This window comes from Actinomyces sp. ICM47 (genome assembly GCF_000278725.1).
In the GTDB taxonomy this organism is placed as follows: domain Bacteria; phylum Actinomycetota; class Actinomycetes; order Actinomycetales; family Actinomycetaceae; genus Pauljensenia.
The window spans coordinates 1-11,575 of the sequence record NZ_ALCA01000012.1; the positions used below are offsets into that span (position 1 = coordinate 1).

At 66.0% G+C, this 11,575-nt stretch carries 13 protein-coding genes and 1 pseudogene; 5 read left to right on the forward strand and 9 right to left on the reverse strand.

The features are described from left to right. A partial coding sequence (locus tag HMPREF1136_RS00535; protein WP_009647359.1) for a metallophosphoesterase family protein occupies window positions 1-507 on the reverse strand: 507 nt, incomplete at its 3' end. A gap of 101 nt (window positions 508-608) precedes the next feature. Here HMPREF1136_RS00535 and HMPREF1136_RS00540 point away from each other — a divergent pair. Then, window positions 609-1,337, forward strand: coding sequence for a glutamine amidotransferase-related protein (locus tag HMPREF1136_RS00540; protein WP_034504244.1), 729 nt, complete (start codon window positions 609-611; stop codon window positions 1,335-1,337). 21 nt (window positions 1,338-1,358) lie between these two features. On the opposite strand, the gene HMPREF1136_RS00545 is transcribed toward HMPREF1136_RS00540, so the two are convergent. The 4 genes from HMPREF1136_RS00545 to HMPREF1136_RS00560 all read right to left on the reverse strand — a co-directional run bounded on the left by HMPREF1136_RS00545 (window position 1,359) and on the right by HMPREF1136_RS00560 (window position 4,947). After that, window positions 1,359-1,820, reverse strand: coding sequence for a hypothetical protein (locus tag HMPREF1136_RS00545; protein WP_156791814.1), 462 nt, complete (start codon window positions 1,818-1,820; stop codon window positions 1,359-1,361). Between the two features lie 165 nt (window positions 1,821-1,985). Continuing rightward, window positions 1,986-3,071, reverse strand: a complete 1,086-nt coding sequence (gene rsgA, locus HMPREF1136_RS00550) for a ribosome small subunit-dependent GTPase A (protein WP_034504232.1) — start codon at window positions 3,069-3,071, stop codon at window positions 1,986-1,988. Continuing rightward, a complete protein-coding gene (aroA, locus tag HMPREF1136_RS00555; protein ID WP_034504235.1) occupies window positions 3,071-4,423 on the reverse strand; it encodes a 3-phosphoshikimate 1-carboxyvinyltransferase in 1,353 nt (450 codons plus the stop codon). The genes rsgA and aroA overlap by 1 nt, the downstream gene beginning before the upstream one ends. Then, window positions 4,420-4,947, reverse strand: coding sequence for a DoxX family membrane protein (locus HMPREF1136_RS00560; protein ID WP_034504238.1), 528 nt, complete (start codon window positions 4,945-4,947; stop codon window positions 4,420-4,422). The genes aroA and HMPREF1136_RS00560 overlap by 4 nt, the downstream gene beginning before the upstream one ends. A gap of 198 nt (window positions 4,948-5,145) precedes the next feature. On the opposite strand from HMPREF1136_RS00560, the gene HMPREF1136_RS00565 reads away from it, so the two are divergent. From HMPREF1136_RS00565 to HMPREF1136_RS11440, 3 genes are all read left to right on the forward strand, one after another. Beyond that, window positions 5,146-5,778 carry a sigma-70 family RNA polymerase sigma factor gene (locus HMPREF1136_RS00565; RefSeq protein WP_009647349.1) on the forward strand — a complete coding sequence of 211 codons (633 nt, stop codon included), beginning with the start codon at window positions 5,146-5,148 and terminating at the stop codon, window positions 5,776-5,778. Beyond that, window positions 5,775-6,074, forward strand: a complete 300-nt coding sequence (locus HMPREF1136_RS00570; RefSeq protein WP_009647357.1) for a hypothetical protein — start codon at window positions 5,775-5,777, stop codon at window positions 6,072-6,074. The genes HMPREF1136_RS00565 and HMPREF1136_RS00570 overlap by 4 nt, the downstream gene beginning before the upstream one ends. 154 nt (window positions 6,075-6,228) lie before the next feature. Continuing rightward, entirely contained in the window at window positions 6,229-6,303 is a 75-nt protein-coding gene (locus HMPREF1136_RS11440) for a 50S ribosomal protein bL37 (protein WP_370465157.1), read from the forward strand. A gap of 308 nt (window positions 6,304-6,611) precedes the next feature. Here HMPREF1136_RS11440 and HMPREF1136_RS10800 read toward each other — a convergent pair whose 3' ends face one another. Next, window positions 6,612-7,214 (reverse strand): hypothetical protein, encoded by a 603-nt coding sequence (locus HMPREF1136_RS10800; RefSeq protein ID WP_232204139.1) that lies wholly within the window; start codon window positions 7,212-7,214, stop codon window positions 6,612-6,614. Window positions 7,215-8,109: 895 nt separating this feature from the next. On the opposite strand from HMPREF1136_RS10800, the gene HMPREF1136_RS00580 reads away from it, so the two are divergent. Then, the gene (locus tag HMPREF1136_RS00580; RefSeq protein ID WP_009647350.1) at window positions 8,110-8,994 is read left to right on the forward strand and encodes an alpha/beta hydrolase; all 885 of its coding nucleotides are present in this window, start codon (window positions 8,110-8,112) and stop codon (window positions 8,992-8,994) included. A gap of 85 nt (window positions 8,995-9,079) precedes the next feature. Here HMPREF1136_RS00580 and HMPREF1136_RS00585 read toward each other — a convergent pair whose 3' ends face one another. From HMPREF1136_RS00585 to HMPREF1136_RS10995, 3 genes and pseudogenes are all read right to left on the reverse strand, one after another. Beyond that, on the reverse strand, window positions 9,080-9,739 hold the full coding sequence (locus HMPREF1136_RS00585; RefSeq protein ID WP_232204140.1) for a hypothetical protein: 660 nt from the start codon (window positions 9,737-9,739) through the stop codon (window positions 9,080-9,082). A 342-nt stretch (window positions 9,740-10,081) separates the two neighbouring features. Further along, window positions 10,082-11,146, reverse strand: coding sequence for a hypothetical protein (locus HMPREF1136_RS00590; protein ID WP_009647355.1), 1,065 nt, complete (start codon window positions 11,144-11,146; stop codon window positions 10,082-10,084). 61 nt (window positions 11,147-11,207) lie between these two features. Then, window positions 11,208-11,575 (reverse strand): annotated as a pseudogene (locus HMPREF1136_RS10995) (hypothetical protein); the annotation flags it as partial.

Sequence of the window (11,575 nt, forward strand, 5' to 3'; positions counted from 1 at the left end):
GAGGTCCGCGCGCACCCGGCGCAGGGCCGCCGCCAGGACCGCCTGGTGGGAGCGGGGAAGGGGAGCGGGCAGGCCGGATTCTCCCTCAGGCTCCAGGTCCGACAGTAACTGACGCACGAGGTCGGGCTCCAGGTAGGGCATCGGGTACACGAGCGCGCCCCCGGCCTCGACCGGCCTGCCGATCGCCTCCGGATCCGTCACCACGTGCAACGAGGGGGTGAGCATGTCGGCGAACAGCCCCAGGCGCGCGGCCCCGTCGTGGTTACCCGACGTCAGGATGACCGTCGTGAGCGCGGTCAGCTCGCGCAGGGCGCGGCGCATCCGTGCGAGCGCATCCACGGGTGGAACCGCGCGGTCGAACACGTCGCCCGAGATGAGGACGGCGTCCACGCCGCGCTCACGTACGAGGGCGACCAGCCAGTCGATAAACGCGTCCGCGCTCTCGCCCAGAGACACGCCGTGCAAGGTGCGTCCCAAATGCCAGTCGGAGGTGTGCAGAATCAGCATGTCACCAGTGTGGCAGAGACCGCCCACATCTGCGTCCGTCACACACGCTTGGAGAGTGGACATGAGCTGCGCCTTTGCTCCCAGCCGATAGCATGGTGGACATGACAAAGCCCTTCCTCATGCTGACCTCGCGCGACGACGGCCCCGTGCTGGCCTCGGAAAGCGCTGACCTGCCGCGTTTCTCGGGACTGACCTCCGACCAGGTCCACCAGGTGCGCATCGAGAGAGAGCTGCCCGACCTCGACCTGTCTAATTACTCGGGTGCGTTCGTGTGCGGGTCCCCATGGGACGCGAATGCGGACGACCACGTGAAGGAAGAGCGCCAGGTGCGCGCCGAGGCCTGGCTGCGTTCCTTCTACGACCGGGCGCTGGGCGAATCCTTCCCGATCTTGGGCCTGTGCTACGGGCTGGGTACCCTCACCCTGCACCTGGGCGGCGTCATCGACACCCACCACGGCGAGGAAATCAGCGGTATCGCGCTGACGAAGACCGACGCGGGCCGCGAGGACCCGCTTCTTGAGGGCACGCCCGACCGCTTCTACTCCTACGTCGGCCACCACGAGGCCGTGCGCGAGCTGGCCCCCGGCATGCAGGTCCTCCTGGCCGGGGATGATACCCCGATCCAGATGGTGCGCGTCGGCGAGGCCGCGTGGGCGACTCAGTTCCACCCCGAGATGGACTTGGACGGCGTGAACATCCGCATCGACCAGTACGCGGGGCGCTACTACCCGGCTGAGAAGGCCGAGGCCATCCGCGCCCAGGTCGCGACCGTGGACACGGACCCCTCGCGCATCATTCTGCGTAACTTCGTGAGCCGCTTCCAGCGCTGATGCGACCGCTCTCCCTCGGCGCTAGCTCGCCGGGGGAGGAGGCGTGTCTTGGTGCTGTCGGCCCTTCACGACCATGATTGCGACGGAGATGCAGATCGTCGCCAGCAGCGCGAGCGTGGCGATGATCCACGGGATCGTGATGGACGAGGTCGTGGTATCCGTGGCGGTCACCGACCCGATGAGGGTGGCGAGGATGGACACCGACGCGCACGCGAGTCCGATGTGCTCATAGGTGCGCGGCGAAGGCCGCATGCTGGTTGGTGCCAGCGTTCGCGTCGATCCGGGCATCTGGTTGGCTAGCAGGGCGGCTGAAATAGCGATGATGTAGTCGGTCGTTCCCGCGTCGTCCCAGATGAAGGCACTTCCAATCGAGACGATTGCCAGGAGGATCAGGACGACGAGGAAGATGTAGCGCAGCATCATCTCGCCGTGGCTCGGTGCCGACGGAGCCGGAGTAGTCGCGTGGTGGCGGGGGTTTGGCACGACGATCACTTCCTCGTGAAACGGGCGTAGCGCTCGTCGCTACATTCCCATTGTTGGTGTTGTGAGCGACGTGTCAACCAGAAGGAGTGGCTAATGTGTCACATGGTGCTTCTGTCGTGCGCGTCCTGCCGCCGCGCTATGTCCGTGAGCAGGCGATAGCGGGCATTATCGCGCGGCCTTGCTGGCGGCCTCCGCCGTTGCCACGGCCTCGAGAAGCCTGCGCACCGACGCCACGCGGGAAGCGCGCCCATGTCGCACCTGATCAGCGTCGCTGTCTCCGGCCTCGTCGATGGCGAAGGGACCGGTGGCGCGCGCGTAAGCGCCCAGCGCGCACGAGGGTTCCTCCTCGTCGTGCGAGCACAGCGGCAGGCACCAGGACGCTGCGTCGGCGACGTCCGGGAAGACCCCGAGAACGTCGGCGACGCTCACGTGCCCCAGGCCGAAGGATCGCACGCCGGGCGTATCCACGATCCAGCCGCCTGCCTCCAGCTCGAAGGCCTCCGAGGACGTAGAGGTGTGGCGCCCGCGTCCCGTCACCTCGTTCACGTGGCCTGTCGCGCGGCCCGCGCCTGGCACCAGCAGGTTGATGAGCGTGGACTTACCGACCCCCGAGTGACCCACCAGCACCGACCAGCGCCCGGCCAGGATGGTTCGCAGCTCCACGACGCCCGGGTCGGCCTCCCCGGCCTCGGCGCTCGTGAGCACCACGCGCACGTCGAAGTCCTGGTAGGCGGCGATCAGCTCGTCCGCGCTGGCCAGGTCCGCCTTCGTCAGGACGAGGATGGGGGCCAGACCCGCCTCGTAGGCGGCGACCAGGCAGCGGTCGATCATACCCGTGCGCGGCGGCGGATCCGCCAGCGCCACGACGATGCACATGGTGTCCGCGTTTGCGACGATTGCCTTCTCGCCGCGCTGATCCGGCGCGTCCTCGAGGGAGCGGCGCAGCACCGAGGAGCGTTCCTCGACGGCGACGATGCGCGCGAGCGTGTCGGGGCGCCCCGACAGGTCGCCGGTCAGGCGCACGCGGTCGCCCATGATGACGGATCCGCGTCCCAGCTCGCGGGCGCGCACGGCCACCACGCGGGTGCCGTCCGTCTCCAGGCTCACCTGGTAGCGACCGCGGTCAATGCCGATGACGCGGCCCAGCGGCTTGGAGGACCAATCGGGGCGGTCCTTCGTGCGCGGGCGCGAACCCTTGCCGGCGCGCACGCGCACGCGCGGGTCGTCGGTTCCGGTGTCGCGCCGCGCCATCACTGCTCCTCCTCCTTCGACGAGGCCGTGGCGGCCTGGGGCTTTCCGTGGTCGTTGGTACTGACCATGGAGTGCCACATGGCCTCGAAAGTCGGCAGCGTCTTGGAGGTGCAGGCGATGTCGTCGACCGTGATGCCGGGGGTCGCCAGGCCCAGGATTGCGCCGAAGGTCGCCATACGGTGGTCCGCGTAGGAACGAATCTGCGCGGCGTGGAGCGGGCACGGCGTGATGATCAGGCCGTCCTCGGTCTCTTCGGCCTGCCCGCCCGCGCGGTTGATCTCGGCGGCCAGGGCAGCCAGGCGGTCGGTCTCGTGTCCGCGCAGGTGGGCGATGCCGCTCAGGTGCGATGGGCTCGAGGCGTAGGCGCAGATCGCGGCCAGGGTGGGGGTCAGCTCGCCGACCTCGGCCATGGTTGCGTTGATGCCCGGGTAGTTGCCGGCACCTGGACCCGTCAGGGTCAGGCCCTCCTCGTCCAGCGTGATGGTCGCGCCCATGTGCCCCAGCAGCGCCCGCCAGGCGTCTCCCGCCTGCGTCGTCGCCCCCGGCCATGCCGGGATCCGCACGCGCCCGCCCGTCACCATCGCGGCCGCCAGGAAGGGGCCGGCATTGGACAGGTCGGGCTCGACGGTGATGTCGCCGCCGCGGGGACGCGACGGGAAGATGTGCCACGTCGCGAGGTCCGCGCGGCCCTCGTCCACGACCTCCAGGTCAATGCCCGCGCCAGCGAGGGACGCGAGAGTCATCTCCACATGCGGCATCGAGGGGACGATGCCCGGAGCCGACACGAAGAGGGGATCGCCCACGAGGGGCGAGACAAGCAACAACGCGGAGAGGAACTGCGAGGAAGACGAGGAGTCTACCCAAGCCTGCGCGCCGAGCGGCGTGTGGATCGGGCCCCGGATCGTGAAAGGCAGGTGCCCGCGCTCCCCGTGATAGGTGACGGTTGCGCCCATACGTACCAGCGCGTCCAGGAGCGGGCCGAGCGGGCGCGCGTAGGCCTGCTCGTCCCCATCGAAGAGCGTCTCCTCGGGAGAGAGAGCTGCCAGCGGAGGCAGGAAACGCATGACCGTCCCGGCCAGTCCGCACTCGATGCGACCGCCTCGGGGCGGCAGCGACATAGGGGTGACGCGCAAAACTCCCGCGCCCTCGTCCTCGACGCGTGCGCCCATCACCTCCAGAGCGGCCGCGAACAGGCGCGTGTCGCGCGCATCCAGAGCACCCCTGATCAGGGACGGGGAATCGGCGACGGCCGCCAGGTACAGGGCGCGCGCCGTGATCGACTTCGAACCCGGCACCTCAACCGTGGCGTCCACAGGGAAGGCGGCCAGGGGAGCGGGCCAGGGCGCGCTCACGAAGCGGTGCCGCTCAGGCGCTCCGCGACCGCGGCCTCGGCCGCAGCGATCGCGCGGCGCTGATCTCGGCGCATCGCACGAGCAACGAGGGCTGAAGGCTGGCCGACGCGGTCCGTCGACGCAATGAGGACGCCGCCCACGAGGCCCAGCTTGCCCAACGCGCGGGCGCGCAGGTACTTGGCGTGATCCTTCGGCAGCTTGCGCATGGCGCCGGGGGTCGGCATGTGCACGAGCGCCATCGGTGCGCCAATCGCGGCCAGGCACAGAGCCGCACTACGAGGGTGACGACCGGTCGCAAAACGCAGGCCAGCGAGCACCGTGACCGCGCCCGTCACGCGGGTGGCAAGGGCCAGTTGCTCATCCGTCAGCGGCTCCAAGCCGACCGCGCCGGTCGCCTTATCGATGAGGGGGCGCACGCTCGCCGCGTGCTCCACGTGTTCATAGGGATGCCTCAAAGCATCGACCCCATCGGCGATGAACGGGGCAGCGAGCAAGGGACGGGCAACAACGCGCAGCAGATTCATACCCCTATTGTTCGATACCTTGGCCCCCGGGGGAAGCCGAACGGCCCGGCCGCCTCCAAACAGCGTGTCAAAAGTGGTGTAACGCACACGCTGTGGGGGTTGTGGAATAAAGCTGATCGTGAGGCGTTGCCCTCAGTATGATCGCCCGTCCCTCCCACCCAGTCGCGCCCACCGTGGGCACGACTACCCTGGGAAGCGATGGACACAACAACCCCCCAACCGACGCCGCAGACACACGACCCGGCCACGGCCTCGTCCACCCCGGACGACGAGGCACTCCAGGCGCGCTTCATGGACGAAGCGATGCCCCTCATGGATCAACTCTTCGGCGCGGCCCTGGGCATGACCCGCAACCGAGCCGACGCGGAGGACCTGGTCCAAGAAACCTACCTCAAGGCCTACCAGAAATTCCACCAGTACAAGCCCGGCACCAACATCAAAGCCTGGCTGTACCGGATCCTTACGAACACCTACATCACCAGCTACCGCAAGGCCCAGCGATCGCCCAAACGCGCCTCCACCGACACCGTCGAGGACTGGCAGCTGGCCGACGCCGCCTCCCACGCGGAGACCGGCCTCAAGTCCGCCGAAGTCGAAGCCCTCGAGGCGCTGCCCTCCGCGCAGCTGCGCGAGGCCCTCGATTCGCTCTCGGAGGAACACCGGATGGTTGTCCTCATGGCTGACGTTGAAGGAATGAGCTACAAGGAAATCGCCGAAGAACTAGGAGTTCCCATGGGGACCGTCATGAGCCGCCTGAACCGGGCGCGCAAGAACCTGCGCTCCTCGCTGGCTGACGTCGCCGCGGAATACGGGATCGGAGGAACGAAGTGAGCGCACACATCACCTGTCAGGACGTTCTCGACGCCCTGTACGAACTCATCGACTGCGAGGAATGCGACCGCCGCAGTGCCCTCATTGACGCCGGCTCCGTGCCTGGACCCGATGCGCGCGCCCGCGCCCTCATGATCCAGCACGTCGCCACCTGTCCGCACTGCACGGACGCGCTGGACGCTGAACGCCACGTGCGTGCTCTCATGCGCGGCTGCTACGAGTCCGAGCAGGCCTCACCCGCGCTGCGCGCCCGCATCGTCGCCTCGATTTCAAGCGTGTCCGTCACCTGGCGCTGAGCGCGTCATCGCTGGTCTCGCCCGCCTCGACGAGGCCTGGGCGGGCCGCCGCTTTTCGGTGACCTTCGTCGCCGCAGTGGCGTTGTGCCTTGGTGGTTGAGGCTAATGTGTGCAAGAATGCTTCAGTCTAGACAACAAACCCAAGGAGAATGACATGTCGAAGCGGGGTCGTAAGCGTCGCGATCGTCGTAAGAACGGTGCGAACCACGGCAAGCGTCCTAACGCCTGAGCCGATTTCGTTGCGCGCCCGGACCCAGCGGTCCGGGCGCGTTTTGTCTACCTGCGTGCGCCCCGGTGTGCCCCGTGTGCCCCGTGCATCCCTGTGCTGAGTGCGTTCCAGGCGCTTGCAAATACGAACCCGTGCGTGCGGGTGTCCGTCAGTCGGCAGCTAAGGGTGCTGGCAAGGCGAAAAGGCGCACCCGTGCGTGCGGGTAGGCCGGAGGACATCGTCATTGAACAGTCTGCTCGCGGATAGGTTGCGCCTTCGCGGATAGGTTATGCGCATGTGGATAGGTTAATAAGCTATCCGCGTGTTCGTTACCTATCCGCGTGCTGGTTTCCTATCCGCGAAGTCCTGGTGTAGAAGCGGCGAAGAGGGCCATCACACCGTTTCGAGGGCAGTTTCCACAGGAAACGGAACTCGGGAGCGGGGATCATAGGCCCCAGGATACGGCTCAGTCTGACGCGCAGTTCCTCCCAATCATTGTAGTCGGGCCAACTGACTCGGATCACCTGCCAGCCTGCATCTCGGAGATTTTGGTCGCGCATGACCCAGTTACGTTTTGCCTGTTCGAATTCATCGCGCGTCTCACCAAGTTTCGTGACTCCGTCGAACTCAATGATGATGTGGAGATCCTCGATCAGGAGGTCGACATAGTAGTGATACCCGTGAACACCGATGTGGACTTGCGTGTGAACTGTGAAGGGACAGATAGAACGAACGATCCATAAGAGTGCGGCTTCTGCAACATTGGCGCAACCCGGATCGATCGCCGACAGTATTGAACGAGCGCGACGATACCCGCGTACCCGTCCGGCCCGGTCGAGTCGCGCGAGGAGGTCGGTCCGGATTTCCTCGGCGCGTTGTCGGCACTCGTCTTGATGAAACATGGAGAAATGGCTCCAGGAGTTCAGTGCCATGCATCCCAGGACGAATGCTTCCAGAGGGTCCTCATGAAGCGCGCAACGAACGAGAGCATCGTAAGGGTGCTCCGTGACCAATCCGTCCACGGTGGCGCGTGTTGTGGAGAGGGGAGGGAACGGTGAACACGACACCGATGTTTCTGGAACAGTTGTTGAACCGACGCAACAGGACGGCAACGTCGAGGTGCACCGTCGGTGGGGGCGATAGATGGTGATCGTTGGATTCTGGGCCCACCCGTGGATGCCTATGAGACGTAGGCAGCTGGTCCCCACGAAGACGGGTGCTTGTTCGTGCGAGGCGTTGACGGCGTGCAAACGGGCGCGGGCCACGGCATCCCACACCTCCCAGGGACCGGCTGACGCAGCATCGAGGGGGATCACTGCGCCTACCCCGCGCATGATGCGAACTGTCGTTGTATCGGGGCAATGGCACGTCGTTTCTGGGGGCAGGGTGATGAGGATTGGCATCTGTGTCATGGCTGCAGTGTCCTCCCGGAAACGGTGCTCAGAAAAGCGCTCGGCGAGGACCTGTGGATAGTAGCGACACGTCATATCCCCCTGTGGATGGCGCTGAGGGTTGTGGACGCGGATAGGTTGCGCCTTCACGGATAGGTTATGCGCTCGCGGATAGGTTAATAAGCTATCCGCGTGTTCGTTACCTATCCGCGTGCTGGTTTCCTATCCGCGTAGAAAGCCCGCACGTGAGACCCACACCGGTAGCCCGCACGTGAGGCTCACGCTGGACGTGCACACGCCCTGCCACCTGAGTGCTGGGACCCGTTGGAACCTCACTCCGGGCACACGAAGTCGCACTCCGCGCGGCGTATCCTGGTAGCTGTTCGGTGCACATGGTCGCGACGGCCACGGGCGCAGCCCACACAAAGGAGTTGGAATGTCCGTCCAGATGCGTCTTGTCCACACTCGCATGGGAATGACACCGCCGGCGCTGCACAGCGAGGAATCGGCGCGCGAAATGGCGCTGCACGCCCCGCAGCCCAGCCCCATGCCAGCGCGCATGCGCGCCCGCTTCACGGCGACCACCGACGGCGGCGTGATCCGTGTGCTCCCCAAGCGGGGCCTGCGCTCGGGTGGGGTCCTCGTCTTCTTGCACGGCGGTGCCTACGTGTATCCGCTGGTCGAGGGGCAGTGGGGCGTTGTCGAGGGACTCATCGACCGCACGGGCCTGCCCGTCATTATTCCTGACTACCCGCTCGCCCCCAAACACGCGGCGACCGACGCATTCGACGTCGTCCAGCCCATCATTGACGAGGCCCAGGCTGAGTTCGGCCGAGTCATCCTCTTCGGCGACTCCGCCGGGGGCGGCCTGGCTATTTCTCTGGCGATGCAGCGACGGGACGCGGGAGCGCGTCAGGTGGACGGCCTCGTCCTGTACGCGCCGTGGGTGGACGTCACGATGACGAACCCGGCGATCACGGACGTGCAGCGCCTCGACAAGATCCTGCGTGTACCCGGGCTGGCGTGGGCGGGACGCGCGTGGGCGGGGGACCTGGACCCCGCAGATCCGCGTGTCAGCCCACTGTACGGCGACCTTTCCGCGCTGCCGCCAATGCTTATCTTTCAGGGCGACGCCGACATCCTGGGGCCCGACACGATTGAGTTTGCGCGCGCTGCTGCCCGCGCCGGCGTGGACGTGCGCCTGCGCGTGGAGCCGGGAGGCTTCCACGTCTACGTCCTCTCCGTCCCCTTCATTCCCGAGGCCGTGGCCGCCCTGGACCGCAGCGCTCGCTTCGTGACGGGGATTCTCAGGAGCCGCTGAGGCCGCGTGTTTCACGAACGTTCCACGGCCTCGTCGGTGGAAGGGACGAGGCCGTGGACGAGACGCGGGGAAGCTGCGGTGAGGCTCACTTCAAGTGAGCGTCATTAATCACCCAGGAGTAGTAGTAGACGCTCATGGTGACGGAAGTCGTCCCCGGACTCTTGATACAGGCGTCGTCGAGGACCCTGTTAATGGTGCTGCGATCCCGGAAGTATTCGTCGCGCACGTTTGTCTGATGCGTCGTGCCGTCAGTTAGGGTCATCGTGAAACGATGGATGATCACGGTGTAGCTGCCGGCGTAGCGGCCTCGTGAACGTGACTCCGTGCGTTCCTTGTGGGTGCACGAGGCGACGGTGACGGTCTGCGGGCCGGTGGCCAGGTCGAGGGCGACGGGTGTTCCGTAGGCCAACGTGTTGAAGGCGCTGGGAATCAGAATGATGACGGGCAACGCCAGGTACGCCAGTCGCGCATGAATGCCCATGACCTGTCCGGCGCGCTCAGCTCTCGCGAAGCGATCGAACGCCCAGGTGATGGCACCTATGCACGCGAGCATGATGAGGAATGCAACAGCGTAGACGATCGCGAGCCAACTGATCCTGTTCGGCCCGTGAACCGGGTTATCGCCCTCCCTGAACAACGCAATCGCGACTGCAACAAGAGTGAATACGACGAGTATCTTGTAGCTGAAATCCCTGTCCTCAGCGTCGGTTGCAGGCGGGATGGCGTCAGGCAAGGGCGTGCTCACGAGGGGGGACCGTCGTGGTGGCTGCCGTCGGTTCATGTCTGCGGGGTGTCGCGCGGCAGTCCTCGGAATGGCGCGACGTCGAGCACCCTTCCCGTGTCGGCCTCGTCTCTCGTGACGCCTGCGCCTGTCGCGGACCGCGAAGCGGATCGAACAAAAGAGGGCACATCCGATGAGCGAGATGAGGATAATCGCAGCGCTGGCCGTGAGCGCACGGGGGATACCGGGCCGCGAGATCCACGCGATTCGAATGATCACGGCGCAGGCGACGGCCGCAAGATTTCCCACGCACACCACGACCGCAGTGCGTGAGAGGAAGGGGTCGCGGTGAGAAGGCATGTCGTCCTATTTGATCCGCGCCTCGACGATAATCCAGGTGTTGCGATAGACCATCATGCTCAACGACGCCGATCCCGAACGGCGGGAGCAGGCCTCGTACAGGACGCCGGGCAGGCCGCCCTCATGCGTGATGTCTTCCGCGTGGTATCGCTCGAGCGTCGTGTGGTGGGTGGTGCCGTCATCGAGCGTGAACGTAAAGACGTTGTCGTACACGGTGGTGCTCGAGTAGCGGCGGCTTCTCTTCTCTGTTTTGTACTGCTCGTAACTGCACGACGTGACGGTCACGCTCTGCTGGCCGTCCGCGACGTCCATGGCGGCGGGGACCCCGTTGTAGAGCGCGTAGCCGGCGAGCACGACCGCGATGAGCGCAGAGAGATACAGGCCGTTGCGTCGTTTCGCCGCCTCCTCGAGCCTGCCCTGCGCGGTCACCTGCCGGATCCCTCGGCGCACCGCCGCTGAAAAGGGGAAGAATCCGAGTGCGAACAGGAACTCGACGGCGCTCGTGATAACGATCCAGTACAGTCGCTCCTCGCCGAACTCAAAGGAGTTTCCGATCATGATGACGAAGAGCAAGGGAACCAACGCGATGAGAAAAATGACGGTATAGGTGACCCATTTACGCTTAAATCGGGCTGCCTCCTCGGGCGTCTCGGCCGTGGGTGCCTGTTGGCCGTTTGGCGCACTGGCGGGCATCTGGTGGCCGCTCAGCGCCTCGGCGGGCACCTGTTGTCCGTTTTGCACCCCGCCAGGTGCCTGTTGGCCGTTTACCGCTCCGGCGGGCATCTGGTGGCCGCTCAGCGCCTCGGCGGGCGGGAATGCGCCGGGAGCCGGGTACGCGGGTGCCTGAGGTGAGCGGTACGCGGATGGCTGAGACGAGGGTGGCTGGGGCACCGGCGACGTGGGCATCTGGGGGCCTCCCGCGCTCTGCTGGTACGGGTTCCCCGGGTACGCGCCTCCCTGGTACGGGTTCCCCGGGTACGCGCCTCCCTGGTACGGGTTCCCCGGGTACGGGGGCACCTGGCTGGGGTAGGACGGATCGGAGGGGTTGGGGGAGGGGTATTGGTTGCTCATGCTGTCTCGCTGGTCGTGTGGATTGGTGGTGTCAAGGCCGTGGCCAGACGGACACATCCATCTATGCGGGCGGTGACTCACCAAGCGGCAGATGGACGCTGAGCGTCCACGTGCCTGCCTGGGCGTTGGTGTCCATGGTTCCACCCTGGCTTTCCGCGAGGGCGCGGATCTCGCCCATCGGTCGCTGGGCAAGGGTGTCGGCTTCGGTGCTGATGACTCTGATTGCCAGTGTGCAGTCGGTGTCAGTTGCGGCGCCGGACACTGTGATGGAGGCGAACTTGTCGAGTTCAGCGATGTGGGAGAGAACCAGGTAGATGATTTCGGCACCCACGGCGTCGCGGAAGCGACTCAGCGGAGTATATGCGGTGAACAGGTTGACGATGGCGAAGCCGGATTGCTGGGCGTGGGCGATGGCCCCGTCGATGGTCG

Excerpts from the sequence above, each read along its gene's own strand:
- HMPREF1136_RS00540 (WP_034504244.1), top strand. The coding sequence starts at position 609 with ATGACAAAGCCCTTCCTCATGCTGACCTCGCGCGACGACGGCCCCGTG.
- rsgA (WP_034504232.1), bottom strand. The coding sequence starts at position 3,071 with ATGGCGCGGCGCGACACCGGAACCGACGACCCGCGCGTGCGCGTGCGC.
- HMPREF1136_RS00560 (WP_034504238.1), bottom strand. The coding sequence starts at position 4,947 with ATGAATCTGCTGCGCGTTGTTGCCCGTCCCTTGCTCGCTGCCCCGTTC.
- HMPREF1136_RS00565 (WP_009647349.1), top strand. The coding sequence starts at position 5,146 with ATGGACACAACAACCCCCCAACCGACGCCGCAGACACACGACCCGGCC.
- HMPREF1136_RS10800 (WP_232204139.1), bottom strand. The coding sequence starts at position 7,214 with ATGGCACTGAACTCCTGGAGCCATTTCTCCATGTTTCATCAAGACGAG.
- HMPREF1136_RS00580 (WP_009647350.1), top strand. The coding sequence starts at position 8,110 with ATGTCCGTCCAGATGCGTCTTGTCCACACTCGCATGGGAATGACACCG.
- HMPREF1136_RS00590 (WP_009647355.1), bottom strand. The coding sequence starts at position 11,146 with ATGAGCAACCAATACCCCTCCCCCAACCCCTCCGATCCGTCCTACCCC.